Here is a 26660-nt window from a genome sequence, read left to right on the forward strand (position 1 = left end):
CGGCCGACCGCAGTCACCCGGTCAGTGGAGCACCGAGCAACCACGCAACGCGACAGGATCTCGATGGAGCCACCCGATCGGGCGAGTAGGGGCCGATCGTCGCGTCCGAGAGGTGACAAAGCGTGCCAGTCCGCACGGGATCTCCGGCACGATGCCCTGTTTGCCAGGATGGGTCGGGTGAGCACCCCGACCGTCCGGACACCGGGCGTGGCCGCCCTCGTCGCCGCGGCCGCGCTGCCCGCCCTGGCCCTGGCGGTGCTCGGCAGCTCCCACCCCGCGGTGCTCACGCCGGAGTCGGCGGCGTGGTGGCGCGACCTGCACGTCATCGGGCTCGTGCTCTTCCCCCTCCTCGCGCTCGGTCCCTGGGCCGTCGTGCGCGCCGCGCGCCCGGCCGGCCCGCTCGGCTGGGTGCTGGAGGGGCTCGCGATCGTGCTCGGGCTCGTCTACGCCGCCTTCTACGGCGCGCTCGACGCGCTCGCCGGCATCGGCGGCGGCCACGAGACCATGCGCCTCGGCCCCGGTCCGTGGGTCGCGGCGCTGTTCGAGATCGCCGACGCCCTCGGCATCCAGGGCGCCTACGCCTACCTCGCGGCGAGCGTGCTCGCGGCGGTGCTCGCGCTGGTCCGCGCGCCGGGGACCTGGCGCCTGCTGGCCGGGGTCGGGGCGGTGTTCGCGGTGGTGGGCGCCTGGTCGTTCCTCACCAGCCACATCTACTGGCCGTTCGGCGTCGCGACCATGGTCATGCTCGCGATCGGCCACACGCTGCTCGTCGTCGCGGCCACCCGCCCAGCCGGCCCGCGCCGCGCGCCCACCGGCCACCGCGCGGTCGCCGCCGCCTGAGCCTGCCCCCGCCCGCCCGTCGCCGCCGACCGGTCCGCGACCGGTGCTCGACGGGCGCGGGCGTGTCCGATTCCATGGAGGCGTGCCCCGCCTCTCCCGCCTGCGCCACGCCCTGCACGTCCGCCTCATCGACGCGGTGCGGCGCGGGACGGCCGAGGCGCTGGACGCCGGGGTGGCGCCGCGACTCGACGCGCTGGAGGCGCGGGCCCGGGAGCACGCCGAGGCGCTCGCCGTCGTGCGGACGGAGGTCGACGAGCTGCGCGCCGAGCTGCACGCGCGCGAGGTCCGCGACCGCCGCGACATGCTCGCCGCCGGCGAGCGCGACGCGGTCGCCACGAGCGCCCGGTTCGTCCGCGACGCCATGCCCGGGGCCCGGACCTTCCCGGACCCGAGCGCCACCCTCGCCCACGCCCTCGGGCTCGCCCCGCGCGGTGGCCTGGCCCTGGAGTTCGGGGTCTACACCGGCACCACGCTCGCCGCGATCGCCGCGGCCCGGGGCGACGGGCTGGTCTACGGGTTCGACTCGTTCCAGGGCCTGCCCGAGGACTGGCGGGCGGGCTTCGGCGCCGGCACCTTCGGCGACGCGGAGCCGCCGGACGTCCCCGGCGCCGAGCTCGTCGTCGGGTGGTTCGCCGACACGCTGCCGACCTTCCTGGCGGAGCACCCCGAGCCGGTCGACCTCCTGCACCTCGACGCCGACCTCTACTCCTCGACCGCCACGGTGCTCGAGCAGATCGGCCCGCGGCTGCGGCCCGGCTCGGTGGTCGTGTTCGACGAGTACCTCAACCACGCGGGCTGGGAGGACGGCGAGCACCGCGCCTGGACCGAGTTCGTGGCCCGCAGCGGGCTGGGCTTCACCTACGAGGCGTTCACGCACGACAACGAGCAGGTCGTCGTGGTGGTCACAGGGCTGCCCACGCAGGTGCCGTCGCAGGTGCCACGGGGTACTGGAGTGTCGACCGGCCTCGGCTGAGCCGATCGGCGGCGCGCGAACCGCCACACAGCGGGCGGAACGGACACCGCGTGTCACCGCTTGGTTGCTCCCGGTGGACCCCGGTGTGCGGGACCGCGAGCGGGAAGGGCACAGTCGACGCGATGACCTCCACGGCCGATCGTCGGCTCGGGAGTCGTGTCGACACCCCGGCCGCCGTCCCGGACCGCCCTGCCGCGGGCAGCCCCGCGGCGCCGGGCCCGGGACGCCAGCCCAGCGACGGGTCGCGGTTCCGGCCCGAGATCGAGGGCCTGCGCGCCGTCGCGTCGGTGCTGGTCGTCGTCTACCACGTGTGGATCGGCCGCGTGTCCGGCGGCGTCGACGTCTTCTTCGCGCTCACCGGCTTCCTCGCGGCCGGGCAGCTCGTGCGCGCGAGCGAGCGCGGCGGGATCGACCTGCTCGCCCAGTGGGGACGGACGCTGCGACGGCTCGTGCCGCCGGCCGCGGTGGTGCTGGTCGGCACCGTCGTCGCGAGCATCCTCCTCCTGCCCGAGTCGCGGTGGCCCCAGGCGGTCCGCGAGGCGGTGGCGTCCGCGTTCTTCGTCGAGAACTGGCGGCTGGCCGCCGACGCGGTCGACTACTACGCCTCCCACGACACCGCGAGCGTGGTGCAGCACTTCTGGTCGCTCTCGATCCAGGGCCAGTTCGCGATCGCGTTCCCGCTGGTGGTCGTCGTGGCGACGCTCGCGGCCCGGCGACGCGGGATCGCCGCGCGTCCAGCCGTCGCGGGCCTGCTCGCGGTGGTCACCGCGGTCTCCCTGGTCTGGTCGATCACCAGTACCGCTGCTGACCAGACCTACGCCTACTTCGACGCGCTCGCCCGCGTCTGGGAGTTCACCCTCGGCGGCCTGCTGGCCCTCGGCCTGCACCGGCTGCGTCTGCCGGTGTGGGCCGGCGTCGCGGCCGGCTGGCTGGGGATCGTCGGCCTCGCCGCCTGCGGGGTGGTGCTCGACGTGGAGGGCGGCTTCCCCGGCTACCTCGCGCTGTGGCCCGTCGCGTGCGCCGCGGCCGTCATCGTCGCCGGGGACACCGACCACCGCCTGGGTACGACGCGGCTGCTCGCGTCGCGACCGATGCAGTACCTGGGCAGCATCAGCTTCCCCCTCTACCTGTGGCACTGGCCGGTGCTGCTCCTGGCCTCCGCCGCGTTCCACGTCGAGCAGCCCGGCCCCGTGCTCGGCCTCGCGATCATCGGGACCTCCCTGATGCTCGCCGCGGCGACGCGCCACCTCGTCGAGGACCCGGTGCTGCGCCGCGGCCGGCGACGTCCCGGCGTTCTGCGCGACCACCGGGCGGCGGCGGTCGCCCTCGTCCCGGTGCTGGTGCTGGTGCTGGCGTGGCACGCGGTGACCACCGTGCGCGCGGAGCCCTCGGGCGCCGTCGGCGACGCCGACCACCCCGGGGCGCTGGCCCGGGCTCCCGGCTTCGTCGACCGGGGTTCGCCCGATGCCGAGCCGATCCCGCCCGCCGTGTCGGCCTACGAGGACTGGGTGCGCTACCGGGACGCGGGCACCGGGTGTGCCGGGGTCCCCGGGCTTGCCGCCCTCGAGCTGTGCACCTACGTCCCCGCACCCGACCCGGCCGCACGCACGATCGTCGTCGTCGGGGACTCGCACATGCAGCAGTTCCTCCCCGCGGTCGCCCCGGTCGCCCACGAGCGCGGCTGGCGCGTGCAGACCCTGATCCGGCCGGGGTGCCCGCTGTCGACGACCGCCGAGTCGAACCCCGGCGAGGCCGACTGCATCACCTGGAACCAGGAGGCACTCGGCGCGCTCGCCTCCCTGCGCCCGGCCCTCGTCGTCGCCCAGGCGACCCACGACGTCCGCCAGGGCCGCACCGAGCGCACCCCGCCGGGCATGGTGGAGGCGTGGAACCGGTTGGCGTCCGCGGGCGTGCCGGTGCTGGGGGTGCGGGACAACCCCCGGTTCGGCTACGCCCCGCCGAGCTGCGTGGACACCTACGGACGCGGCGCGCCGGAGTGCGACGTCCCGCGCAGCGACCTCTACCCCGCGGACCCGGCCCCACCGGGCGGCGCCCCCTCGACGATGACGGTGCTCGACCTCTCCGACAGCATCTGCGAGCCCACCGTGTGCCCGCCGGAGATCGGTCGCGTCATGGTCTACCTCGACGACAACCACCTCACCGCCACCTTCACGGCGTCGCTGGCCCCGGTGGTCGGCCCGCGCATCGCCGCCCTCGTCGGGCCGTGACCCGCGCCTCCTACCCTGGAGACCGGTCCGCCCGGACCCCCGCCGCCGTCCCGAGCACTGGGAGCACGCCAGCATGACCGACGTCGCCGCCCGCACCACCGTCCGTGACACCACGGATGCTCGGGGATCGGGGCGCCTCGTCGTCGCCCGTGGGCTCTTCGCCGGCCCCGTCCCGGAGGTGCCCGCCGAGCTCTACGTGGAGGTGCTGCGGGGACGGGCCGACCGCCGGCGGGACCACGTGCGCCTCGGCGCGGACACCCACGTCAGCACCAACACCTACTTCGGCCGCCTCCCCGCGAGCTACTGGCAGCGCTGGACCACGGCCCGCGAGGTCCGTTTCGAGGCGCGCACCCACGGCGCCGGCCGGGTGCTGCTGCGGGCGTCGGACACCAACGGCGTCCCGCGCACCCTCGCGGTGCACGAGGCGGACGGCGGGGACCTCGCGCTGGCCGCGCCGCTCGACCGCTTCCTCGACGGCGGCGGGTTGTGGGTCGAGGTCGTCACCGACGACGACGAGCTGCTGCTGCACGACGCCCGCTGGACGGTGGCCGCGCCCGCCACCGACCGCGGCGCCTCGGTGGTCGTGTGCACCCACAACCGCGCCGACGACTGCATCGCCACCCTGCGGGCGCTCACCGCCGAGCCGGACGTCGTCGCGCTGCTCGACGCCGTGGTCGTCGTCGACCAGGGCACCGACCGGATCGACACGCGCGACGGGTTCGCCGCCGTGGCCGACCGGCTCGGCGCGCGCTTCCGGTACCTCCCCCAGCCCAACCTCGGCGGCTCCGGCGGCTTCACCCGCGGCCTCTACGAGGTCGTGGAGCACGGCGGGCGCGCCGACGTCGACGTCCTGTTCATGGACGACGACATCCGCTGCGAGCCCGAGGTGGTCGTGCGCCTCGCCGCGTTCGGGCGGTGCGTCGCCGACCCGACGATCGTCGGTGCGCAGATGCTCAACCTGCTGCACCCAACCCAGGTCCTCGCTGGCGCCGAGTACGCGGTGCTCCCCGACCTCACCAACGGCCACGTGAGCCCCGGGGCGGTCGGCGAGTCGGACGTGACGGCGTTCTTCCCCGACGGCACGAAGAACGTGCAGGACCGCCGGGTCGACGCCGGTTACACGGGATGGTGGTCCTGCCTGATCCCCGCGGAGCTGGTGCGACGGGCGGGCTACCCGCTCCCGCTGTTCTTCCAATGGGACGACGTCGAGTACTGCTACCGCGCCCGCGCCCACGGGGTCCCCACGGTGACCCTGCCCGGCGCCGGCGTGTGGCACGCCGACTTCCCGTGGAAGGACTGGGACGACTGGCACCGGTACTTCAACCTGCGCAACGCCATGATCACCGCGGCGCTGCACTCGCCGTTCCCCGTCCGTCACATCACGGGCGTGCTCACCGACCTGCTCGGGCGCTACCTCGTCTCCATGAACTACGGGCTGGCCGCGACGCTCACCCGGGCCGTCGAGGACTTCCTGGCCGGCCCCGCGGTGGTCGACGACGGCGGCGTCGCCGCGGTCGCGGCCGTGCGGGGCCTGCGCGCCGCGCACGGCGAGACGATCGCGCACCCGGCCACCGACGCCCCCGGTTTCGCGCCCACGGACATGGAGATCGTGCGCAGCGGTCCGGAACCGACGCGCACCGGGCTGGTGATGGCCAAGCGCGCCGCGCAGCAGGTCCTCGGGCGCACCCCGTTCCACGCGGGGCTCGTGGGCGCCGGCGAGGCCCACTGGTGGCACGTCTCGTTGTTCGACCGGGTCGCCGTCACCGACGCCGGCCAGGGCGGTGTCCGCCTGCGCCGCCGCGACCCCGCGGCACTGCGCGCGCTGGGCCGCGACGGGGCCCGCGTGCTCTGGCGGTTCGCCCGCGAGGGCGGCGCGGCCGCGCAGCGCTGGCGCGAGGCGGCTCCCACGTTGACGGCGCCGGACAACTGGCGCCGACTCTTCGGCACCGGCTGAGCGCGGCGGCCGTGGGGAGCACGGCTCCGACGCCCGAGGCGGGCCTCGCGGCCTCGGACCCGCCACCCCGCCGACGCGGGCCCCGACCCTCCGACGTCCTCGCCGCCGCGTACGGCGCGGCGATGGGCGCCCTGCTGTCCGTCGTCGCGGGCCGGGCGCTGCCCGACGACGCGATGATCACGTTGTCCTACGCCCGCAACCTCGCCGAGCGCGGCGAGTGGGCCCTCACCCCGGGCGTGGCGGCGAACACGGCGACGAGCCCGCTGAACGTCTGGCTCGAGGCCGGGCTCGTGGTCGTGACCGGCAGGCCGGAGCTGTCGGTCGGGATCCTGCTCGCGCTCACGGTCGGCCTGCTCGCCCTCTGCCTGCACCGCCAGCACGGTGCACCGGTGTGCGGGGCCGGGGTCCTGCTGCTGGTCGCGAACCCCTTCCTCGCCAGCGCCACCGGTCTCGAGGTGTACCTGACGGCCCTGGCGATCGTGGCCCTGGTGTGGGCCGCGAGCGCCGGGCACTTCCTCGTGCTCGGGATCGTGGGCGGCCTCGCGGTGCTCACCCGTCCCGACCTCGCCATCGTGGTGCTCGCGGTAGTCGTCCTCGCCGCCGCACGGCACCGACGGGTCGGGGGCGCGCTCCTCGCGCTGGCGCTCGCCGGTATCGTCGCCGCGCCGTGGCACGTCTGGTCCTGGCTCCGGTTCGGGTCCGCGGTCCCCGACACCCTGGCGGTGAAGGCGGACGCCGGTGACTCCTGGGGCGGCTACACCTACGGGAACGGGATCGGCCACTACCTCGGGTACTGGCCGGAGCCGACCCGGCTCGTCGTCGCCGGTCTGGCCGTGGGGCTCGTGGCCTGGCTCGCCTGCCTGGTCCAGCTGGTCCGGCACCGTCACCTCGGGCCGCGCGGGTGGTCCGGCCTCGCGTTCGGCGTGGCCGGCGGCGCGCACTACGCCGCGATGTCGGCCCTCGGTGGCGCGCCGTTCTTCTGGTACTACACGCCCGCGGTGGTGGGGGCCGCGCTGGCCACGGTGGTCGTCGCCGACGCCGCGCTCCGGCCGGTCCGGCCGCTGCGCTCCCACACGCCGGTGCGCATCGCCGCCGGAGCCCTCGCGGGCCTCGCCGTGGTCGGTATCGCCGGCGCCACGCTCGTCCAGGACGCGGAGCGCGGCGTCCCCTGGTCCGGGTTCGCGCCCGTCCGCGTCAACTGGGCCACCCCGGCGCAGTACGAAGCGATCGCGGCCGCCCTGCCGCCGGGCTCAACGGTCGAGTCCCCCGGCGAAATCGGCTACCTCGCATTCCACTGCCGCTGCCGGGTGGTCGACTACTTCTCCGACCCCGGGCGCATGGCGCCCGCCATCGACCGCTTCCGTGCCGACCACGACGGCCCGATCTGGCGGCTCAACTATCTCCACCGGCGACCGCAGGCACCGGTCCCGGCGGCCTACCGACTGGTCTACGAGGCCGCGCCGCCCGACGGCCCCGGCCAGTGGCCCGTGACGTTCCCCGGCGACCGTGTCAAGAGGATGCGCCTCGAGGCCCTGGCCCCCTGACGATCAGCGCACCGTCAACGACCCGCGGCCTTGTGGAACACCGCCTCGTAGGCGTCGAGCACGGACTCCACGCTGTAACGGGTCGCCGCCGCGGTGCTGCCCGCCTCCGTGTCGGGCGGCGAGTCCCGCAGCCGGGAGAGCGCTGCGGCCAGGCCGTCGACGTCACGCGGGGCGACCACGGCGCCGAAGCCGGTCTCCTCGACGACGGTCCGCACGCCGGGCAGGTCGCTGACCACCGCCGGCACGCCCGCCATCATGGCGACGACCTGCACGATGCCGAAGGCCTCGAAGGCGTTGACCGACGGCAGCGCGAAGACGTCGAGGGAGGCGTAGAAGTCGTCGAGCTCGCCCTCGGGGACGAAGCCCAGCATCTCGATGCGCGGGTCGTCCCGGATGTGGCGGCGCACGCGGTCGACGACGCTCCCCCCGGCCACGGCCTCGTAGTCGCCGCCGACGAGCAGGCGGGCGTCCGGGTCGTCGAGGGCCAGGAAGGCGTCGACCAGGTGCTCGACGCCCTTCTCCTCGACGATGCGACCGAGGAAACCGACGTGGAAGCCGTCGCCGCGACGGAACGTCGGGCGCCCGGGCCCGCGCGGCGGGCACGGCGGGGGCACCGCCACCAGCCGGCCGTCGATCGCGGGCCACAACCGGCTGTGCCGCGCGTAGTCCTCGCTGCTGACCACCGCGGCCGTCGAGCGGCGCAGGGCGACGCTGCTGGAGAAGTCGATGGCCCGGTGCTGGGCGTGGTTGACCACGCGGCGCACGACGGGCCCGTCGCCGGTGGGCAGCGAGACGTCGCAGTGGTACGTGGAGACGACCGGGACCGGCGACAGGCGGGCGAGCAGACCCGCCTCGACCAGCGGCAGGTGCAGGTTGACCAGGGCCGAGCGCGCCATCTCCCGCAGCGCGAGGCGGGTCAGGTTGATCCCGATGGTGCCCTTGCCGACCTTCGCGAGGACCGGGGCGCGGACGACCTGAACCCTGTTGACGACCTCTTCGGTCGGCAGCGACGGGTCGTGCTTCGAGGCCACGACGCAGACCCGCCACCCGCGCGCCGCGAGGCCCTCGGCGAGGTCCCGGGCCACGTTGGTCAGCCCGGAGACGTACGGGCTGTAGTAGGTCAGGACGATGCAGAGGTCGTGGTGCGGGGGCTCCGGCAACGCCGTCCTCCACCCTTCCTCGACGTCGGCTCGTCACAGGTGCGCCACGAGCTGCGGGCCGGTCCCGCCCGGCCACTGTAAAGGCCCGACCGCTCCGACTTCTCACAGGCTGTAGTTGCTAGCGTGGCGTGCCCGCCGCCCGACCCCGGAGTTCACCTGGTGACCGCGACGTCCCGTCCCTCGTCGGCCGCCGACGACCCGGAGGACACCGGCGACGGCGCCGCGCCCGCCGGGGACACGGCCTCCGACGGGCGCGCCGACGGGACCGGCCCGTTCGCGCGCGGCTGGTTCGGGCGCGCCCGGGTCGCCTGGTCGACGGTCGCCACCGTCGCCGGGATCGTGGCGCTCGTGTGCGCGGCCCTGCTGCCGCTGCTCCCGGTCAGCGTGTCGCAGCCCGAGGTCGCCTGGCCGCTCGACCCGGCGGACCCGCGGCCCACCGCGCTGCAGTTGACCACCCAGCGCCCGCTCGCCCTCGACGTCCGGACCGACTGCGACGCCGCCCGCGCCGCGGCGTCGGCCGGGACGGGCCGGACGCTGGGGGCGCCGGGCGACGGGGTCCTGCTCGCGACCCTGCCGCCCGTGTCGGGCGACGCCGGTGTCGGCCTGCGGGCGGTGGTGGTCGGCGACCGGCTCACCGTCCTGTCGCGCGGCATCCCCTTGGTGGACGGCCCGCTGCCCGCCGGGCCCTGCACGATCGGGATCGCGGGCGACCTCACCGGGATGAGCGTGATCGTCGACGGGCGCCTCGTCGGCCGGGCCGGGCCCGAGGCCGTGCCCGACGTCGACGCGCTGGTGTCCTCGGTACCGCCCTCGCCGCCGGGGGCCGGCGAGCGCGGCGCCGGCCTGGCCGTCCGCCTCACGGTCGACGACCAGTTCGCCACCTCGCCGACCGCGGTCAAGACCGCGGTGACGCTGCTCCTGCTCGGGGCGGTCACCGTCGGGCTCGTCGGGCTCCACGAGCGGGACCGGGCCGCACGCGCCGCGCGGTGGGAGACCGCCCGAGACCGGCCTCCCCGGCCCCGACCCCGCGTCGTCGACGGCGTCGTGCCCCTGCTGCTGGCCCTCTGGACCGTCATCGGCCCGATGACCGACGACGACGGCTACTACGCCGCGATGGCGGCGAACGTCCCGTACTCGGGCTACGTCGCGAACTACTACCAGCTCTACAACCAGGGGTTCACGCCGTTCACCTGGATCTACTACGTCCTGTCGTGGTGGCAGGGCGTGGCCGGTGTGAGCCCGGTGGTCCAGCGGGTGCCGGCGCTGCTGCTCGGCCTCGCCAGCTGGTTCCTCCTGCGGGCCTACGCCGCCCGCGCCCTGCCCGCGGGCACCGGGCGGGGGCGGGCGGTCGCCCTGCACGCCGTGCTCGCGCTCGCGTTCGTCGCCTGGTGGCTGCCTTTCGACATGGGCGTGCGCGCCGAGGCCGTCGTCGCCACGAGCGTCATCGCGAGCATGCTGTGCCTGGCGGTGGCGGTGGAACGCGACCGCTGGGCGCTCGCCGGGCTCGCCGTGGCCGTGGCGTCCTTCGGCGCGACCGCGGCACCGACCGGGTTCGTCGCGCTGGCCCCGCTGCTCGCGTGTCTCCCGCGGGTCTGGCGCACACTGATCGCCCCGGCGGGACCCTGGTACCGCCGGCTCGGCGTCTTCGTCGCCCTCGTGGGCCCCGGCGCGCTGGTCGGGTTCGCCGCCTTCGTCGACGGCTCGCTGCGCGACTTCGCCCGCGGCCAGCAGATCTTCCTCGGGCTGCAGGACCAGGAGTCCTGGTACACCGAGATCGTCCGCTGGAGCTACCTGCTCGTCGACGGCGGACCGATGGGCACGTACGCCAAGCGCTTCCCCGTCCTGCTCGGGCTCCTCGCGCTGGCCTGCCTCCTCGCGCTCCTCGCCGTCGCGCGTGGCCGGGGCCTGCGCCTGCCACCCCGGCTCACCGCTGCGGCGTGGACGTTCCTCCTGGGGTTCGCGCTGCTCTGGCCCACCCCCAGCAAGTGGACCCACCACTTCGGGACCCTCGCGACGGTCGGCGCCCTGGTCTTCGCTCTGGCCGTCGTCGGTGTCCCCGTCCTGCTGCGCGAGGCCGCGACGGACGCCGCCGACCCGCCGCGGTGGCTCCCCGCACTGCCCGTGGCCGTCGGGGTCGGGCTGCTCGTGGCCGTGCTCGCCGGCCTCTCCGGGCACGGCGAGAACGCGTGGCCGTACTCCTGGATGCTCGGGCTGCCCGACCCTTTCGAGGTGCCGCGGGTCGCGGTCTTCTCCTTCGACCAGCCCGCCTGGTGGCTGCTCGGCGGGCTCGTGCTCGCCGGCGTCGCCGTGGTCGCGACGCGGGGGCGGTGGCGGGCGTGGCGGCCGGCGGTCCCGGCCGTCGCGGTGGCCCTGATGGCCACGGGAGCGCTGCTCGTGTCGACGGTGTACCTCGTCGGCGGCTTCGTGCTCGCCACGGTGCGGACCGCCGACGGCTACTCGCCGTGGGTGGACGCCGTGCGCGACCCGCTCGCGCGCGACTGCGGCGCGTCGGCCCAGATCGAGGTCCTCGACCCGGTCACCGCCCGGCCCCTCGCGGCCCGCCCGGACCTGCCGTCCCCGGTGCCCGGGGCGAGCCCGGACGACCCGCCCGTGTTCGTCCCCGGCGGCTGGTTCCCGTCCAGCCCGCCCCCCACTCCCGGGATCGCGGCCTGGGGGAGCTTCGTGCCGCCGGCGACGGGTCCCGGGGTCGCGGCGGGTGCCGACGGGACGGTGGGGGCCTTCGCGTCGCCCTGGTACGCGATCCCCGAGCGAGCGGGTGCCGCGATGACCGCCTCGGTCTCGGGGCGCACCGGCGGTGGCAACGGGCTGCGCGTCGAGTACGGGTTCCCGGCGGGCGGCGGCGTCGTCCCGGTCGGGGTGCAGGCGCTCGGGCTCGGCGAGGACGGCGAGCCGGTCGACTCGGTGGTCTGGCGCTCCCTGCTGCTCGAGGGACCGAACGGACCCCCTCCGGGCGCCACGGTCATGCGCCTCGTCGCCGACGACACCTCGATCGCACGGGGCGGCTGGCTCGCCGTCACCGCCCCGACCGTCCAGCGGTGGCAGACCCTGCAGCAGTACGCGCGGCCGGGCGAGGCGACGGCGGTGAGCTGGCAGTACGCGTTCCTCTTCCCCTGCCTGCGCAAGCCGGTGCAGGCGTTCGGGATCAACGAGCCGGCGACCCTCGGCGTGGTGTGGGGCGATCAGCCGTTGGCGTACCGCCTCGACGGGATCTGGCAGACCGGGCGGGGTGGTCTGTTCGCCCAGAGCCTGCGCGACGCGCAGGTCACCCAGCTCGCCACGCAGCTGCGGGTGGCCCCGGACGCGGTCTCCGGACAGGTCTACCGGCTCGACCCGCTCGTGCCGGTCGACGCGGCCTACCGCCTCGAGCCCCGCCGGATCGTGGTGGGGGGCTGGGAGCCCGGACCGAACACGACGATGTCGGTGCCGCTCGAGGAGCGGGCCGGCGAGCAGTAGCGGCGCCTCAGGGGCGGCGCAGCACGAACACCGAGGACTCCCCCGTGCCCGGGCGCAGGAACAGCCGCCCGCTGAGGAACTGCGCGAGGCACGGGCCGGCGCGCAGGGCGGCGTCGACCAGCTTCGGCAGGCGGGAGTAGGGCACGTCCCAGAGCCCGTCGGTGCCCTCGCGCTCGACGACGAAGCCCCGCGCGGTGAGGAAGGCGCGCCACTCGTCGTGGGTCTTGAGGTTGATGTGGGTCGGGTCCTCGAAGCCCATCCAGCCGTCGCCCGCCAGGCGTCGCCCGCGGCCCGCGGGGTCGGGCATGACGACGAGCGCGTGGCCGCCGGGGCGCAGGATCCGGCGCCAGGTCGCGAGCACCTCGTCGGCGGTCCCGTCGTCGAGGTGCTCCAGCACGTGGATGGCGGTCAGCGCGCCGAACTCGCCGTCGCCGAGCTCGCGCACGTCGGTGGTGACCAGGCATCCCGGCGCCGTGGCGCGGGCGGTCGTCGCCGAGTACTCGGAGATCTCGAACCCGGCGGCGGTGCCGAGTGCCGACAGGCGCCGCACCAGGTGCCCCGTCCCGCAGCCGAAGTCGAGGTACGGACCGCCGTCGGCGTAGCGCTGCACGAGGCGCGTGTACCAGCGCAGCGCCGGACGGTCGTCCGCCTGGCCGTTCGCGAGGTAGTACTGCTCGTCGTACTCGGTGCTCTCGCTGCTCACGTCTCGCTCCGGGTCTCGGGACGGCGGCGCGAGGCCGCCAGGATCAGGGCGCTCACGCCGGCGCCCACCGCGCTGCCCACCGCGAACGCCACCTCGCCGCCGAGGATCGCGCCGGGCACCAGCCAGAACGCGACGCCGGCGGCCAGCAGCGCCGCGATCCAGCTCAGCGCGACGTCGCGGTGGCGCCCGCGGGCCACGTGCACCTGGGTGACGACGACGAGGCCGACGTGCGCGAGCACCCCGAGCACGATGATCGCGAGGTCCAGGCCGCCGATGGCGTAGGCGTCACCGAAGATCAGCGAGACGAGCCGCGGGCCGATCCACCAGGCGAGCGGGGCGCCGATCGCGGCCAGGGCACCCAGCACGGCCGTGCCCTTCACGAGGAGCACCAGCACCTCGCGGCGCCGGCCGGCGGCGATGAGGCGGGTCAGCGTCGGCACGACGGCCGACTGCAGCGGCACGACCATCGACAGCGGCGCCCGGGCCAGGGTGAAGGCGGCGACGAAGACACCCGCGGCGGCGGTCTCGCCCCCGTCGGCGGCCTGCGCCACCACCAGTACCGGCAGCCCGTTGAGCAGCAGCTGCGCGCACGCGGAACCCACCAGCAGCGGCAGCGCGTCGCGCACGAGCCCGCGCACGGTCGCGCCGGGGACGCGCCACGCCGAGGGCGGCGAGCTCCACGCCACCGCGCGCCGCCAGGCACCGGGCAGCTGCGGCACGTGCGCGAGCGCGATGGCCAGCACGAGCGCCCAGCAGAACGCCGCCGCGTCCGCGCCCTGCACGAAGAAGAGCCCGACGGCGAGGGCGAGACGGATCAGGGAGTCGAGCACCATCACCGCCGCGTGCCGCACGAGGCGGTCGGTGCCGATGAGGGTGCCGCGCACGAGGAACTGGGCGGCCGAGACGACGCTCAGCGCCACCAGCGCGAGCAGGACCGAGACGTGGTCGTCGAGGGCGCGGTAGAGGATCGGCAGCGCCCCGCCCAGCACGACCAGGGCGATGGCGGTCAGCACGCCGGCGGCGCCGGAGGCGGCCCGCAGCAGGGCCCGGCGATCGCCCGGGATGGGGAGGCGCCGGGCCAGCTCCTGCTCCAGCGGCAGGAAGGCGCCGAAGCCCAGGACGAGCGCCAGGGCCCAGAACGACCCGAAGGTCGCGTACTCGACGGGCGAGAGCGCGCGGGCCACGACGGCCAGGTAGACGTTGACGACGATGCCGGAGAGCAGCACGCCCAGACCGGCCGCACCGACCAGTCTCCTCGCGCCGACGGCGCCCGGCGCGCGATCGCTCAGGGCGAGCGTCTCCTCACTCGGTGCTGCGATGCCGACGAGGATAACGGGGACCGGGCCGGAAACCGCGCAGGACCCGACCGGCCCGTCCCCGGTCGAGGGCGCGCGTACGCCCGGCGGTTAGCGTGGTGACCGACGGGACGACGACGGGAGCGGCGGCTGGTGGGCACGAACGCTCCGCCGGCCGTGCCTGCCGACCCGTCCGCCGGCCCGCCCGAGCGGACCAGCTCGTTCGCGTGGGCCGTCACCGTCGTGGCGGGCGCCATCGCGCTGGTCGGGGCGTTGGTCCTGCCGTTCGCGCCCGTCGCCGTCAACACCTCCGAGGTGCGCTGGCCCGTCGACCCGCGCGACACCACGCCGACGATGCTCATGCTCACGGCCTACGAGCCGGCGGAGCTCGACGTGCGCTTCAGCTGCCGGGCCGCCCGGTCGGCCGCGGCGACCCCCGACGGCTTCGTGCTGTCCACGATGGGACCGCGGTCGCCGGACGCCGCGGACGAGGCGCTCACGGTGGTGGCACGGGGTGACGCCGTCACCGTGCGCAGCGGTGGGTCCGTGCTCTTCGCGGGACCCCTGCCGCCGGGCGACTGCCGGTTCGTGGTCGCGGGCGACGCCGCCGCGGTCCGGGTGGTGCTCGACGGCGTCGTCGTGTCGACCACGGGGTCGCGCCTGCCCGTCCCCGACCCCGAGGAGGACGCGCCGGACGAGGAGGAGCCGCTCCCCGACCGCGAGCCGATCGCGAAGCCGATCTCCCCGCTGCCCGAGGTCGACGCCCTGCGGACCTCGGTCCCGCCGCTGCCCGACGCCGGCGTCGACGACCTGTCCGTGCGCCTGGTGCTGGACACCGCGTTCGACCACACGCCGTCAGCGGCCAAGTCCGTCCTCGTCGTGGTGATCGTGATGGCCCTCGTCGCCGGCGCGGTGGCCCTCCCGGCCGGGCGCGCGCCCCCGGAGTGGGGCGCCCGGGGGCTCGGGCGCCTCGTGCGGTGGCTCCGGCGCCGGGCCACGCGCACCGTGGCCCGTGCCCGGACCCTGCGGCCCCGGGTCGTCGACGTCCTCGTCCCGGCGGTCCTGCTCGCCTGGCTGTTCCTCGCGCCGATCACCGACGACGACGGCTACTACGGCGCGATGGCGGCCAACGTCCCGTTCTCCGGGTACCTGCCGAACTACTACCAGCTCTACGACCAGGGCTACACGCCCTTCTCGTGGCCCTACTACGCGCTCTCCTGGTGGCAGACGACCGTCGGCACCGCGCCGGTGCTCGTGCGGATCCCGGCCCTGGTCCTGGGTCTGGGCACCTGGTGGCTGGCGCGGGCGTACGTAGCCCGGACACCGCTGGGCGGCACCGGGCGGTGGACGTCCGCCGCGGCCCGGACGGGCCTGGCCGCGGCCTTCCTCGCCGGGTTCCTGGCCTACGACATGGGCTCGCGGCCGGAGCCGGTCGTCATGTTCTTCGCCCTGGCCGCGCTCGTCGCCGTCGCCGAGGGGCTCGAACGGCGCCGGCTCGCCCTGCTCGGCCTCGCCGTCGGGGCCGCCTCGGCCGGGCTCATGGCCGCCCCGACGGGGTTCATCGCGCTGGCCCCGCTGGTCGCCGCCGCACCCGCGACCTGGCGGCTGGTGCGGGCACGGTCGGCGAGCTGGTGGGCGGTGGCCGGCTGCTGGATCGTCGTGCTCGCACCGCTCGCGGTGGGGAGCCTCCTGGGCTTCGCCGACGGCGCCTACCGCGACTTCGTCCGCTCGCAGGAGATCTTCGCGCCGATCCAGCGGGCGCAGACGTGGTACCAGGAGCTCCTGCGCTACAACGCGCTGCTCGACACCGCCTCGCACCACGGGTCCTACGCGCGACGCGCCCTGATCCTCGCCTGCCTGCTGGCGCTCGTGTGGTTCCTGGTGCTCGTCGTCGCGACGCGGGCCCGAGGGCTCGCGGTGCCCGCGCGCCTCCCCCTCGTCGGCTGGAGCACGCTGCTCGCCTTCGTCCTGCTGCTGCCGACGCCGAGCAAGCCGACCCACCACCTCGGCGCCTTCGCCGGACTGGGTGCGGTGTTCCTCGCGCTGCTCCTGGTGGTCGGCCCCCGGCTCGTCGCCGCCCTCGACCGGGAGCACCGGGTGCCCCAGCCCGCGCTGGTCGCGGTCGCCCTGTCCGCGGTCGCGACGGCTGCCCTGGTCGGCCACGGACGTGCCATGTGGCCGTACGGCTGGGGCCTCGGCATGCCGTCGTACGGCGACTACCCCTCGGTCCGCGGGATCGAGTTCGACCAGCCGCTGTGGTGGGCGCTCGCGCTCGTGCTGATCACCGTGGTGGTCGTGCTGGTCGGCCGGGCGCCCTGGCGACGGCTCGCGCTCGCGGTGTCGGTGCCCGTGCTCGTCGTCGCCCTCCTCGCCGCGGTGACGGTGTGGACGGTCGGCGACGTCACCCGGGCCGCGATCCGCACCGCCGACGGCTGGTCGCCACAGATCGACGGGTGGACCGACCCCGTCGGCGACCGCTGTGGGCTGGGCGGGCAGATGGACGTCCTCGATCCGGCCGGCGGCCAGGCCCTCGCCCCGGTGCCGCTACCGGGCGGTGCGCCGTCGGAACCCCTGGTGCCGCTCGACGCCCCCGACGCCCCGGCACCGGAGACCCGCACCGAGCCGTTCCTGCCCGGCGCCTTCTTCCCGCCGAGCCCACCCCCGCGCGGGCTGCCCGGGGGAACGCCGGTGTGGGGCAGCTTCCTCGTGCCGGAGGACGGCGCCACGGCCGACGCCCGCACCGGTGGGTTCGCGACCGGGTGGTACCGCACGCCGCCGCCCGCCGAGGCGGGGATGACCGTCGCCGTCGCCGGCCGCACCGCCCGCGATGTCTCCCTGCGCGTGGAGTACGGACGCGAGACCCCCGACGGCGTCGTGCCCCTCGACACCCACCGGCTCGCCGAGGACGACCCCGAGTCGGTCACCTGGCGGACCGTGGCACTGGTCGACGAGGCCGCCCCGCCGCCCGGGGCGAACGCCGTCCGGCTCCTCGCCGACGACGCCAGCACCTCCACCGGGGGCTGGTCGGCGTTCTCCGCCCCCGTCGCGCACCGGTGGGTGCCCCTGCCCGACTACCTGCCGGCCGGCGGCGCGGTCGGGATCGCCTGGCAGATCCGGACCTACTTCCCGTGCCTGCGCCAGCCGCGGCAACAGGCGGGGATCACCGAGCCGGCCGTCGCGGCGATCGGATACGGCGACACCGTCGAGGCCGCCCGCGCCGACTGGATGTTCAACCCGGCGCGGGGCGGCCTGCTCGGCCACGCCGAGCGCGAGGGCCCGGGCACCCTGCTGACCACGCGGGTCCGCGACGTGGGGGACGCCGTCGACGACGTGTACCTCGTCGACCTGCGTCAGCCCTATCCGTCCGACGGCTACGTCCTGACCCGCGACCGGCGGGTCGAATCGGGCCTGTCGGCGCCGGGCGTCGACGCCGCGGACCTCAGGACTCCCCCTCCGCCAGCTGCCGGATGAGCCCGCCGGCGAGGACCATCCGGACCTGCCGGTCGGAGAGCTGGTGGCGGAAGGTCAGCTCGGTGCCGTCCACCTGACCGACGACCTCGCTCCCCTTCTGCAGCTGCTCGTGCAGGTCGGAGAACGACAGGGTGCTGCCCTGCGGCACCTTGTCCCGGTCGCCCTCGCCGGTGAACTCGAGCGCGAGGATCCCGAAGTTCGCCAGGTTCTGCCAGTGGATGCGGGCGAACGACTCCGCGATCACCACGCGCAGGCCGAGCCAGCGCGGGCAGATCGCCGCGTGCTCACGCGACGAGCCCTGGCCGTAGTTCGCGCCGCCGACGATCGCGTGGCCCGTCGAGTCCTTGATCTCCTCGGCGTTCGCCGGGTAGTCGGGGTCGATCCGCGTGAAGGCGAAGCGCGCCAGCGCCGGGATGTTCGACCGGAACGGCAGCGCCTCGGCGCCCGCCGGCGAGATGTCGTCGGTGGAGATGTCGTCGCCGACGGCGAGCAGCACCGGCACCTCGAAGGCGTCGGGGAACGGCTCGAACTCCGGCAGCCCGGAGATGTTCGGGCCCTTGACCAGCTCCTCGTCCCGGGCCTCCTCGGCCGGTGGCGGCTCCTCGAGCATGCCGGGGATGACGGTGGGCTCGGGGAGGTCGAGGTCGCCCCACGTCAGGCCCAGCTCCTCGGCGAGCTCCCGGGGGTCGGTGATCTCGCCGCGCAGCGCGCTCGCCGCCGCGGTCTCGGGCGAGCACAGCCAGACCTGGTCGTCGGCGCCGCCGCCGGAGCGGCCGGGGAAGTTGCGGGGGAACGTCCGCAGCGAGTTCGTCCCGGGTGCGGGCGCCTGGCCCATGCCGATGCAGCCCAGGCAGCCCGACTGGTGCAGGCGCGCGCCGGCCTGGATCAGCGAGGTCGTGCCGCCCCAGCGCGTCAGGTCGGCGAGGATCGGGCGCGAGGTCGGGTTGATGTCGAAGCTGACGCCGGGGTGGGTCTGGCGGCCCTCGACCATGCGGGCCGCGATGGCGAAGTCGCGCAGGCCGGGGTTGGCCGACGATCCGATGACCACCTGGCCCACCGGGGTGCCCGCGACCTCGCGGACCGGGACCACGTTGCCCGGCGACGACGGCTGCGCGATGAGCGGCTCGAGCTCCGAGAGCTCGATGTGCTCGGTGACGTCGTACTCCGTGCCCTCCTCGGCGAGCAGCTCGGTGAAGTCGTCCTCGCGGCCCTCGCCGGCGAGGAAGCGGCGGACCTCGTCGTCGGCGGGGAACACGCTCGTCGTCGCCCCGAGCTCGGCGCCCATGTTGGTGATGACGTGCCGGTCCATCGCCGTGAGCCCGGCGAGGCCGGGCCCGTGGTACTCGATGATCCGGTTGGTGCCGCCCTTGGTGCCGTGGCGGCGCAGCATCTCGAGGATGACGTCCTTCGCCGAGCACCACGGAGGGAGCTCGCCGGTGAGCTCGACCCCCCAGATCTCGGGCATGCGGATGCTCAGCGGCTGGCCGGTGATCGCCAGCGCCACCTCGAGGCCGCCGACGCCGATGGCGAGCATGCCCAGCGACCCGCACGCCGGGGTGTGCGAGTCGGAGCCGATCATCGTCTTGCCGGGCTTGCCGAAGCGCTGCATGTGGGTCGGGTGCGAGACGCCGTTGCCCGGCTGGGAGTACCAGAGGCCGAAGCGACGGGACGCCGAGCGCAGGTAGGCGTGGTCCTCGGCGTTCTTCTCGTCGGCCTGCAGCAGGTTGTGGTCGACGTACTGCACCGAGACCTCGGTCTGCGCCCGGTCGAGCCCGAGCGACTCGAGCTCCTGCATGACGAGCGTGCCCGTCGCATCCTGGGTCAGGGTCTGGTCGATGCGCAGGGCGATCTCCTCGCCCGGCGTCATCTCCCCGTCGACCAGGTGGGACGCGATCAGCTGGTGGGCGACGCCGTGCGGCATGGAGGCCTCCCGGAGAGGTCGTGCGGCGGTGACGCCACGGGTACCCCGTCCGGCAGCTGATGTTGCACCCGTCTCAGCCCGGCTTGGCGGCCGCCTGGGTCACGTAGGTCTCGACGACCTGCCGGGCCTCGTAGATCGTCCGCGCGCTCCCCCACGCGTTGGGGTCGAGACGGTTGTGGGTCCAGCCGCCCGGGAGCTGGCGCGTGCCGAGGCTGAGGTGGCCGACCTCGCGGTGCCACAGGATCTCCGACTGGAATCCGCGCGGGTCGTCCCAGTGCCAGGAGTAGCCGTATTCCTCCGCCTGCTCGAAGACCTCGACACCGTCGATCTCCATGGCACCCCTCCCCGACCCGAGCCCGACCCGCCGGTGCGCGTCGCGATCTAGGATCGGTGGCCGCCGTTCTCCCTACGCGCGGCACTCGGAGCATTTCGTGTGGCGACCGGCCGAATGTGCGGCGGCCGGACGCAGGCGAGTCGGAGGAGAATCGTGACGGTCTACGTGTCGCTGCCCCAGATCCCGCTGACGCTCAAGTTCGAGGAGCACCTCGACGACGTCGTCACCCGGTTCCAGCAGCTCATCACCGACGGCGAGGTCCACCGGTACACGTTCACCGACCACCAGGCCGTGCTCGTCAACTACGGGGTGATCGCCTCGGCGACGTTCTCGGAGGGTCCGCGCACGCTGGAGGTGTCCGAGCTCAACCGGGGGCTCAGCGCCCGTCTCACCGACAGCTGAGCCCGACCGGGGGTCGAAGATGCTCCCACAGGAGCAATTCGATCTCCCGAAGGTGACGGACACGATCACGGCCGTTACGCTGCGGCTCATGCAACGTGTGGTAGGGCTCCTCGTCCTGGCCCTCGTGCTGTTCTGGATCATCAGCTCTCCCGAGAGCGCAGCAGCGACGGTCACCGCGATCCTGGCTATCCTCGTCGGCTTCGCCGAGCAGATCGTCGAGTTCTTCCGCGCCCTCGTCTGAGGCTCCTCGCCCGCGGCGACGTGTGACACCCGCGTCCTCCCGGGCACCCGCGCGCATCGTCCCGACCCGATGGGTCATCGAGCGCGAGAGGAGAACGATGCAGGAGCACGAGTTCGTCAGCGCGGTCAAGGAGAGCCTCGAGCTGCCGGACAACGCGACCGCCGAGCGCGCCGTCCGCGCGACGCTCACCGTCCTCGGTCAGCGCCTCGAGGGCGGCGAGGCCAAGGACCTGGCCTCGCAGCTCCCGGGCGGCCTGTCCGACGCGCTGCCCTCCGAGGGTGCCGGCGAGCGGTTCGACGTCGACACCTTCTACCAGCGCATCGCCGAGCAGGAGGGCGCCGGCGTGACCGTCGCCCAGGCCCGCCAGCACGCCCGGGCGATCGCCAAGGGCCTCGAGACGGCGCTGTCCGACGGTGAGTGGCAGAACTTCACCAGCCAGCTCCCGACGGACTACCAGGACTTCCTCGGCACCGAGCCCGTCCAGAAGCACTAGTCCGTCGCGCCGAGGAGATACGCACGTCAGCGCTACCCGTCGCGCTGCCGTGCGATCTCCGGCGCGCCACGGGTCAGCTCGGCGGAGGAGCCGCACCCGCGCGGCGGGCGACGTCGACGACGTAGTCGCCGTAGCCGGAGCTGGCCTGGCGCTCGCCGAGCGCGAGGGCCTGCTCGGGGGTGATCCAACGCTTGGCCAGGGCGATCTCCTCGAGGCAGGCGAAGCGCACGCCTTGCCGGTGCTCGAGGACCTGGACGTACTGGGACGCCTCGATCAGGGATTCGTGGGTGCCGGTGTCGAGCCAGGCGAACCCGCGCCCCAGGTCGAACAGGCGGGCGTCGCCGCGCTCGAGGTAGGCGCGGTTGACGTCGGTGATCTCGAGCTCGCCGCGCGCCGACGGGGTCAGGGTGCGGGCGATGTCGAGGACGTCGTTGTCGTAGAAGTACAGCCCGGTGATGGCCCGGTTGCTCCGAGGGTTCGCCGGTTTCTCCTCGATGGAGAGCAGCCGCCCGGTCGCGTCGGCCTCGCCGACGCCGTAGCGGCCCGGGTCGCGCACCGGGTAGCCGAACAGCACGCAGCCCTTGTCGGCCTCGACCACGGCGCGCTGCTCGGCGAGCAGGGCCGAGAAGTGCTGGCCGTGGAAGATGTTGTCGCCCAGCACCAGCGCGGCGGTGTCGTCGCCGACGTGGTCGGCGCCGATGAGGAACGCCTCGGCCAGCCCGTTCGGGGCCTCCTGCTCGGCGTAGGAGAACCGCAGCCCGAGCTCGCTGCCGTCACCGAACAGCCGCCGGAACGCGGGCAGGTCCACCGGGGTGGAGATGATCAGGATGTCGCGGATCCCGGCCAGCATCAGCACCGAGATCGGGTAGTAGATCATCGGCTTGTCGTAGACCGGCAGCAGCTGCTTGGACACCGCCCGGGTCACCGGGTGCAGCCGGCTGCCCGACCCGCCGGCCAGGACGATGCCCTTCACCAGTCCCCCTCGACGACCGGGCTGCGCCCGACCAGCGGGCGCCACCACGCCGCGTGGGCGCGGTACCAGGCGACGGTGGCGGCGATCCCCTCGTCCCACCCGATCCGTGGCGCCCACCCCAGCTCGGTGCGCAGCTTGGTCGAGTCGAGCAGGTAGCGACGGTCGTGGCTGGGCCGGTCCGGGACGATCGTCTTGTACTCCGGGCCCAGGCCCAGCGCGCCCAGGATGGTGTCGGCGACGCCCTCGACGTCGACCTCGTGCCCGGAGCCGACGTTGTAGGTCTCGCCCACGGTGCCGTGGTGCAGCACCGCGTCGACGGCGCGGGCGTGGTCGTCGACGTGCAGCCACTCGCGGCGGTTCTTCGTCGACGCGTACAGCGGCAACGGCTCCCCGGCCAGCGCGCGGGTGGTGAACAGCGGGATCACCTTCTCCGGGAACTGGAAGGGCCCGTAGTTGTTGGCGCAGTTGGTGATCGTCACCGGCACGCCGTAGGTCAGCCCGTAGGCGCGCACCACGTGGTCACCGCCCGCCTTGGCCGCGTTGTAGGGCGTGCGCGGCCGGTACGGGGACTCCTCGGTGAACGCCTCGTCGACGTCGAGGGGCAGGTCGCCGTAGACCTCGCAGGTCGAGATGTGGTGGAACCGGGACACCCCCACCCGACGCACCGCCTCCAGCAGCCCCTGCGTGCCCATCACGTTGGTCGCGAAGAAGTCGCCCGGGCGCAGGATCGCCAGGCTGTTGTGCGACTCCGCCGCGAAGTTCACCACCACGTCCACCGACCGGGAGCGCAGCAGGTGCTCCACCAGCTCGGTGTTGCCGATCGAGCCGTGCACGAACTCCACCCCGGCCAGGCCCTCGACGTTGCCCCGCACCCCGGCGTAGGTCAGCGCGTCCAGCGCCACCACCCGGTCCCCCGGGTGCTCCGCGCGCCAGTACCGCACGAAGTTCGACCCGATGAACCCCGCGGCACCCGTCACCAGAACGGTACTCATCGTCTCCCTCGGCCGGTCTCCCTCGACGGGGCGTGCCGACGATGCTCCCACGCGCGCTCCTAGGCTCCCCCGACGTGGAGGCCGAGGAGCTGGCGGTGCCCGGGGCGTGGCGGTTCACCCCGCCGGTCTTCCCGGACGCCCGGGGCACGTTCGCCGCGCCGTTCCAGGGCGGGCCGTTCGCGGCGGCGGTGGGGCACCCGCTCACCGTGGCGCAGGCGAACACCAGCGTGTCCCGCCGCGGGGTGCTGCGCGGGATCCACTACGCCGACGTGCCGCCGGGGCAGGCCAAGTACGTGCACTGCGTCGCGGGCGCGGTGCTCGACGTCGTCGTCGACATCCGCGTCGGCTCGCCGACCTTCGGGCGGTGGGACGCCGCCCGCCTGGACCCGGGGTCGATGGCCGCGGTCTATCTCTCCGAGGGCCTCGGCCATGCGTTCCTCGCGCTCGAGGACGGCACGGTGACGAGCTACCTCTGCTCGACGCCCTACGACCCGTCCGCCGAGCACGGCGTCGACCCGCTCGACCCTGCCCTCGGGCTGCCGTGGATCGACCACGTCGCCGCCGCGGACCTCGTGCTGTCGGCCAAGGACCGCGCCGCCCCGACGCTCGCCACCGCGCGCGACGCCGGGGCGCTCCCGACGATCGAGGCCTGCGACGCGCGGGTGGCCGAGCTGCGGGCCTGACTCAGATCGTCGCGCCCGGCGGCGCCACCGGGTCGGCGTCGGCGTCGACGTCCGCCCCGGGCAGGTGGACGTCGGTGATGACGATGTTGAGCTCGACGACCGTCACGCCGGCGATCTCCTCGACGGCCTTCGGCACGTGACGGCGCAGCGCGCGGACCAGCTCGCGGGCGCCCACGCCGTACTCGATCTCGACGTCGAGCCCGATGTGCGCCTTCTGCTCGGCCAGCTCGACGCGCACCCCGGCGGTGTTCTCGGTGTTGCCGGTCAGCGTCTGGCGCACCGCGCCGACCGCGCGCGAGGTGCTGCCGCCCAGCGCGACGACCCCGGGGATCTCGCGCGCCGAGAACGCCGTCACCTTCTGCACCACCGACGGGAGCACCTCGGTGGTGCCCTCGACCGTGGTCGGGTCGCCGGCGGCACCGGGCACGGAGGTCGCCGTGGGGGTCGGGCTGGACGGGGTGCTGCTCGGACGCTGAGCGCTGGTCATGCGGTCCAGATACCCCGCACCGGACGGGGGGAGTCGCCCCGGATCGGCGATCCTCAGCGATCGCGGGGCAGCAGCGGGCCGAGCGGCCCGAGATCCAGGTTGAGGTCAGCCGGGGTGAGCCCGAACTGCTCGGTGAGCTCGTCCATCGCGTCCGCGAGGTGCATCAGCGACGTGCCGAGGTCCTCCTCCTCCTGCTCGGTGAGGTCGCCCTGCTCCACCCGCCGGATCGCCTGCCGCTCCATCAGCTGACGCAGCAGCTCGACGATCGTCAGCACCAGCTTCATGAGATCGCGGCGCACCGCGTCCTTGTCGATCTCGACGCGGTTGGTCCGGGTGTGGCCGGGCCCCTCCGGCTCGTCAGCCATCTCCGGCCTCCAGCTCCCGGTCGGCCCTCTCCGCCCGCGCCGCGAGCGTCCCCGGCCGCTCCACCGGGCTGATCGACGTGATGAGCGCGCGCAGCGAGATGCGGACGAGGTCGACGCCCGCGAGCGAGATCGTCAGGTCGCCCGCGAGGACCACGCCGCCGGCGAGGAGACGGTCCAGCAGGTCGACGAGCGCGACCTCCTCGTCCCCGAACAGCGTCGTCGCCCGGGGCTCGAGCTCGCCCGAGCCGGGCCCCGTCACGACGCGCCCTGCGCCGCCTGCGCGAAGGAGTAGGGCACCCACGGCCCGGTGAGCTCGACCCGGATCCGCGGGTGGTCGGCGTAGGACGCGACGAGCGCGCGGAGCTCGTCGACCCGCTCGACGGGCAGCAGGTAGGCCTGGTTGAGGACCATCGGGTCGGTCTCGCCGGAGAGCTGCGCGTCCTGCAGCCGGTGCGCGCGGGTCGCGGCGGCGAGGGCGGTGACGGCGTCGTCGACCTGCCCCGCGGCCTCGCGCGCGTCGTCGAGCGCGGAGTCGGTGTCGCGCAGCGCCTTGCGCCGGGCGCGCAGGTACTCGGCGCCCGAGCGCGGCCTGTCCTCCTCGGCCGGCGCGCTCCGCCTGCCGCGGGCGTAGACCTTGATGCCCCACTCGGCCCGTCCGGCGAGACGGTCGAGCACCGCCGCGAACGTCTCCCGGCCCTCGGCCAGGACGGACCGCACCCGGTCGTCGTCGAAGTACACGGTCGCGAGCGCGAGCGGGGCGACGAGGTGGTCGCGTCCGACGGTGTCGACGACGTGGTGGTGCGCCCGCGCCGTCGCGGCGAGCCACTCGAGGTCCTCGAGCCGCTCCTCCAGCGCCCGCTCCTCGAACTCCCCGCGATCGACGTCGCTCACCACCGCGGTGACGCCGTCGATCTCGAGCGTGCGGACGGGACCGCCGCCGACACCCCGGAGCCCGGACACGGTGCCCACGTCGCGGGCGATCGCGTAGACGTAGGTCAGCGTGTCGCTCACCGGTCGTCCTCCCGGCGGCGCGGGGTGCGCCGGCGACCCGATCGCTCCTGGCTCGCGCCCGGCTCGCTCTTCCGGCGGCGCGCGGGGGCGGGCTCGGGCTCCGGTTCGGGCTCGTCGACGACCTCGGCGTCCTCGACGTCGTCGGGCGCGTCCTCCTCGACGTCGTCCTCGAGGTCGTCGTCCACCAGGTCGGCGTCCTCGACGTCCTCGGCGTCCTCGACGTCCTCGACGTCCTCGACGTCGTCGACGTCGTCGCCGCGATCGAGCGACGGCGCCTGACCGTTGCGGCCCTCGAGCGCCTCCAGCCGCTCGCGCAGGCGGCGGTTCTCCTCCTCGAGCTGCTGGTGGCCCGAGGAGAGGGTGGGGTCGCGCTCCCACCAGTCGATGCCCATCTCCTTCGCCCGGTCCACCGACGCCACGATCAGCCGCAGCTTGATCGTCAGCAGCTCGATGTCCAGCAGGTTGATCTGGACGTCGCCCGCGATGACGATGCCCTTGTCGAGGACGCGCTCGAGGATGTCGGCGAGGTTCGTGCCGTCCCCGCCACCCTGGCGAGCCGGCTGCCGGCCACCGCCCTGGTTCGGGGTGGACGGCATCTGCCCGGTCCAGCGCACCGGGTCACTCATGATCGCTCCTTCTCGTGTCCCCCGGTGGCCGACGGTCAGTCGTCGTCGCCGCGACCTCGGGTGTAGCGCTTCACCCGGTGGTAGCTGATCAGCTCGCCGTCGGAGTCCATCTCCGCTTCGTAGGTGGCGAGGATGTCACTGGTCTCGGGGATCTTGCGACTCTCGACCACCTCCAGACCGACGACGTACCCGTCCTCGGTCTTGCGCACCGAGGTGATCGCCTCGCTCTCCTTGCCGCTCATCTCCTGGACCTGCTCCGCGGCCCAGCGAGCGATCTTGCGAGCAGGGATCTTCTTGGGCTGCGGCTCGGGCTCCGGTTCCGGCTCGTCGATCTCGTCCTCCGCCTCGTCGTCGGCCTCGTCCTCGAGGTCCTCCGGCTCGTCGTCGTCCTCGAGGTCCTCGTCGGCCTCGTCGTCGAGGTCCTCCAGGTCGTCCTCGGCCTCGTCGTCCAGGTCCTCGTCGGCCTCGTCGTCCAGGTCCTCGTCGGCCT

General features: G+C 74.6%; 24 protein-coding genes. 11 read left to right on the forward strand and 13 right to left on the reverse strand.

Annotation, left to right across the window (positions count from 1 at the left end):
* The first annotated feature begins 177 nt into the window (after positions 1–177).
* From PH190_RS19525 to PH190_RS19545, 5 genes are all read left to right on the forward strand, one after another.
* On the forward strand, positions 178–840 hold the full coding sequence (locus PH190_RS19525) for a hypothetical protein (protein ID WP_274233190.1): 663 nt from the start codon (positions 178–180) through the stop codon (positions 838–840).
* Between the two features lie 82 nt (positions 841–922).
* Positions 923–1813 carry a class I SAM-dependent methyltransferase gene (locus PH190_RS19530; RefSeq protein ID WP_274233191.1) on the forward strand — a complete coding sequence of 297 codons (891 nt, stop codon included), beginning with the start codon at positions 923–925 and terminating at the stop codon, positions 1811–1813.
* Positions 1814–1935: 122 nt separating this feature from the next.
* The gene (locus tag PH190_RS19535; protein ID WP_274233192.1) at positions 1936–4041 is read left to right on the forward strand and encodes an acyltransferase family protein; all 2106 of its coding nucleotides are present in this window, start codon (positions 1936–1938) and stop codon (positions 4039–4041) included.
* A gap of 73 nt (positions 4042–4114) precedes the next feature.
* On the forward strand, positions 4115–5995 hold the full coding sequence (locus PH190_RS19540; protein ID WP_274233193.1) for a glycosyltransferase: 1881 nt from the start codon (positions 4115–4117) through the stop codon (positions 5993–5995).
* Positions 5996–6006: 11 nt separating this feature from the next.
* Positions 6007–7539: a hypothetical protein gene (locus PH190_RS19545; RefSeq protein WP_274233194.1), complete on the forward strand. Its 1533-nt coding sequence runs from the start codon at positions 6007–6009 to the stop codon at positions 7537–7539.
* A gap of 14 nt (positions 7540–7553) precedes the next feature.
* Here the strand turns inward: PH190_RS19545 and PH190_RS19550 are convergent, their stop codons facing one another.
* Positions 7554–8699 carry a glycosyltransferase family 4 protein gene (locus tag PH190_RS19550; RefSeq protein WP_274233195.1) on the reverse strand — a complete coding sequence of 382 codons (1146 nt, stop codon included), beginning with the start codon at positions 8697–8699 and terminating at the stop codon, positions 7554–7556.
* A 159-nt stretch (positions 8700–8858) separates the two neighbouring features.
* Between PH190_RS19550 and PH190_RS19555 the strand changes: the two genes are divergently transcribed.
* Positions 8859–12173 (forward strand): arabinosyltransferase domain-containing protein, encoded by a 3315-nt coding sequence (locus PH190_RS19555; protein WP_274233196.1) that lies wholly within the window; start codon positions 8859–8861, stop codon positions 12171–12173.
* Positions 12174–12180: 7 nt separating this feature from the next.
* Here the strand turns inward: PH190_RS19555 and PH190_RS19560 are convergent, their stop codons facing one another.
* Positions 12181–12876 carry a class I SAM-dependent methyltransferase gene (locus PH190_RS19560; protein ID WP_274233197.1) on the reverse strand — a complete coding sequence of 232 codons (696 nt, stop codon included), beginning with the start codon at positions 12874–12876 and terminating at the stop codon, positions 12181–12183.
* Entirely contained in the window at positions 12873–14102 is a 1230-nt protein-coding gene (locus PH190_RS19565) for a lipopolysaccharide biosynthesis protein (protein WP_274233198.1), read from the reverse strand. Before PH190_RS19565 ends, PH190_RS19560 begins: the two co-directional genes overlap by 4 nt.
* Before the next feature lie 246 nt (positions 14103–14348).
* On the opposite strand from PH190_RS19565, the gene PH190_RS19570 reads away from it, so the two are divergent.
* Complete coding sequence (locus tag PH190_RS19570) at positions 14349–17642, forward strand: arabinosyltransferase domain-containing protein (protein WP_274233199.1); 3294 nt, start codon at positions 14349–14351, stop codon at positions 17640–17642.
* Here PH190_RS19570 and PH190_RS19575 read toward each other — a convergent pair.
* Complete coding sequence (locus tag PH190_RS19575) at positions 17611–19563, reverse strand: aconitate hydratase (protein ID WP_274233200.1); 1953 nt, start codon at positions 19561–19563, stop codon at positions 17611–17613. The two genes, PH190_RS19570 and PH190_RS19575, sit on opposite strands and share 32 nt — an antisense overlap.
* 73 nt (positions 19564–19636) lie before the next feature.
* A complete protein-coding gene (locus PH190_RS19580; RefSeq protein ID WP_274233201.1) occupies positions 19637–19897 on the reverse strand; it encodes a hypothetical protein in 261 nt (86 codons plus the stop codon).
* A gap of 153 nt (positions 19898–20050) precedes the next feature.
* Between PH190_RS19580 and PH190_RS19585 the strand changes: the two genes are divergently transcribed.
* The 3 genes from PH190_RS19585 to PH190_RS19595 all read left to right on the forward strand — a co-directional run bounded on the left by PH190_RS19585 (position 20051) and on the right by PH190_RS19595 (position 21033).
* Entirely contained in the window at positions 20051–20299 is a 249-nt protein-coding gene (locus PH190_RS19585) for a hypothetical protein (RefSeq protein ID WP_274233202.1), read from the forward strand.
* A gap of 88 nt (positions 20300–20387) precedes the next feature.
* A complete protein-coding gene (locus PH190_RS19590; RefSeq protein ID WP_274233203.1) occupies positions 20388–20540 on the forward strand; it encodes a hypothetical protein in 153 nt (50 codons plus the stop codon).
* 97 nt (positions 20541–20637) lie between these two features.
* Entirely contained in the window at positions 20638–21033 is a 396-nt protein-coding gene (locus PH190_RS19595; protein WP_274233204.1) for a DUF2267 domain-containing protein, read from the forward strand.
* A gap of 73 nt (positions 21034–21106) precedes the next feature.
* On the opposite strand, the gene rfbA is transcribed toward PH190_RS19595, so the two are convergent.
* Entirely contained in the window at positions 21107–22006 is a 900-nt protein-coding gene (gene rfbA / locus PH190_RS19600; RefSeq protein WP_274233205.1) for a glucose-1-phosphate thymidylyltransferase RfbA, read from the reverse strand.
* Complete coding sequence (gene rfbB / locus PH190_RS19605; protein WP_274233206.1) at positions 22003–22998, reverse strand: dTDP-glucose 4,6-dehydratase; 996 nt, start codon at positions 22996–22998, stop codon at positions 22003–22005. The genes rfbA and rfbB overlap by 4 nt, the downstream gene beginning before the upstream one ends.
* Positions 22999–23072: 74 nt before the next feature.
* Here rfbB and PH190_RS19610 point away from each other — a divergent pair, with 74 nt between their 5' ends.
* Entirely contained in the window at positions 23073–23681 is a 609-nt protein-coding gene (locus PH190_RS19610) for a dTDP-4-dehydrorhamnose 3,5-epimerase family protein (protein WP_274233207.1), read from the forward strand.
* 1 nt (position 23682) lies between these two features.
* On the opposite strand, the gene PH190_RS19615 is transcribed toward PH190_RS19610, so the two are convergent.
* The 6 genes from PH190_RS19615 to PH190_RS19640 all read right to left on the reverse strand — a co-directional run.
* Positions 23683–24168 (reverse strand): Asp23/Gls24 family envelope stress response protein, encoded by a 486-nt coding sequence (locus PH190_RS19615; protein ID WP_274233208.1) that lies wholly within the window; start codon positions 24166–24168, stop codon positions 23683–23685.
* Positions 24169–24221: 53 nt separating this feature from the next.
* A complete protein-coding gene (locus PH190_RS19620) occupies positions 24222–24533 on the reverse strand; it encodes a gas vesicle protein K (protein ID WP_274233209.1) in 312 nt (103 codons plus the stop codon).
* Positions 24526–24747, reverse strand: coding sequence for a gas vesicle protein (locus tag PH190_RS19625; protein WP_274233221.1), 222 nt, complete (start codon positions 24745–24747; stop codon positions 24526–24528). Before PH190_RS19625 ends, PH190_RS19620 begins: the two co-directional genes overlap by 8 nt.
* 41 nt (positions 24748–24788) lie before the next feature.
* Positions 24789–25544, reverse strand: a complete 756-nt coding sequence (locus PH190_RS19630) for a GvpL/GvpF family gas vesicle protein (RefSeq protein WP_274233210.1) — start codon at positions 25542–25544, stop codon at positions 24789–24791.
* The gene (locus tag PH190_RS30860) at positions 25541–26170 is read right to left on the reverse strand and encodes a gas vesicle protein (RefSeq protein ID WP_420791679.1); all 630 of its coding nucleotides are present in this window, start codon (positions 26168–26170) and stop codon (positions 25541–25543) included. Before PH190_RS30860 ends, PH190_RS19630 begins: the two co-directional genes overlap by 4 nt.
* 35 nt (positions 26171–26205) lie before the next feature.
* The coding region (locus PH190_RS19640; RefSeq protein ID WP_274233211.1) for a gas vesicle protein GvpO at positions 26206–26660 on the reverse strand (455 nt) is incomplete at its 5' end.

Source organism: Actinomycetospora straminea (assembly GCF_028737255.1).
GTDB lineage: Bacteria > Actinomycetota > Actinomycetes > Mycobacteriales > Pseudonocardiaceae > Actinomycetospora > Actinomycetospora straminea.